Source organism: Okeania sp. SIO3I5 (assembly GCF_010672085.1).
In the GTDB taxonomy this organism is placed as follows: Bacteria; Cyanobacteriota; Cyanobacteriia; order Cyanobacteriales; family Microcoleaceae; genus Trichodesmium.
Genome location: NZ_JAAHHT010000312.1, coordinates 8,251 through 9,515, shown reverse-complemented (window position 1 = coordinate 9,515; position 1,265 = coordinate 8,251). Strand labels below are relative to the sequence as shown.

Genomic DNA, 1,265 nt, shown 5'->3' with positions numbered 1-1,265 from the left:
TGTATCTGAGTCGTTACCTGTAATACTGAAGCTTACTGGTTGCCCTTGGTTCGTACTTGTACTGTCGTCTGTTGCTGTTGGGGGAACGTTGCCTACTACACCGTTGACTGTGACAGTTAGATTAGCTTGGTTAGATACTCCACCATCGTTATCAGCAACAGTGTAATTAATCGGAGTAGTAGTTCCCACAAAGTTCGCTTCTGGGGTAAAGGTCACATTCCCCGCATCATCTACTGTGTAGGTTCCTTCTCCTGTTACTGTCCGACTTGTTTGTCGTCCGTCTGTTCCTGGGTCTAAATCTACGGTGGTCAGGTCTAATGTTCCGTCTGTATCTGAGTCGTTACCTGTAATACTGAAGCTTACTGGTTGCCCTTGGTTCGTACTTGTACTGTCGTCTGTTGCTGTTGGGGGAACGTTGCCTACTACACCGTTGACTGTGACAGTTAGATTAGCTGCGTTTGATACTCCTCCGTCGTTGTCCGCTACCGTGTAACTTACACCTGTCGCTGTTCCCACAAAGTTCGCTTCTGGGGTAAAGGTCACATTCCCCGCATCATCTACTGTGTAGGTTCCTTCTCCTGTTACTGTCCGACTTGTTTGTCGTCCGTCTGTTGATGGGTCTAAATCTACGGTGGTTAGGTCTAATGTTCCGTCTGTATCTGAGTCGTTACCTGTAATACTGAAGCTTACTGGTTGCCCTTGGTTCGTACTTGTACTGTCGTCTGTTGCTGTTGGGGGAACGTTGTTCACCGTGACAGTTAGATTAGCTGCGTTTGATACTCCTCCGTCGTTGTCCGCTACCGTGTAACTTACACCTGTCGCTGTTCCCACAAAGTTCGCTTCTGGGGTAAAGGTCACATTCCCCGCATCATCTACTGTGTAGGTTCCTTCTCCTGTTACTGTCCGACTTGTTTGTCGTCCGTCTGTTCCTGGGTCTAAATCTACGGTGGTTAGGTCTAATGTTCCGTCTGTATCTGAGTCGTTTCCTGTAATACTGAAGCTTACTGGTTGCCCTTGGTTCGTACTTGTACTGTCGTCTGTTGCTGTTGGGGGAACGTTGTTCACCGTGACAGTTAGATTAGCTGCGTTTGATACTCCTCCGTCGTTGTCCGCTACCGTGTAACTTACACCTGTCGCTGTTCCCACAAAGGTCGCTTCTGGGGTAAATGTTACATTCCCCGCATTATCCACCGTGTAGGTTCCTTGTCCTGGTACTGTGTTACTTGTTTGTCGTCCTGCTGTACTTGGGTCTAAATCTACCGTGG

Annotated in this window: 1 protein-coding gene; it reads right to left on the bottom strand. The window is 48.2% G+C overall.

Annotated elements, in window-relative coordinates; translation table 11 throughout:
* Positions 1 to 1,265: Ig-like domain-containing protein (locus F6K40_RS36215; protein ID WP_293143814.1), on the bottom strand; the 1,265-nt coding region annotated here is incomplete at both ends.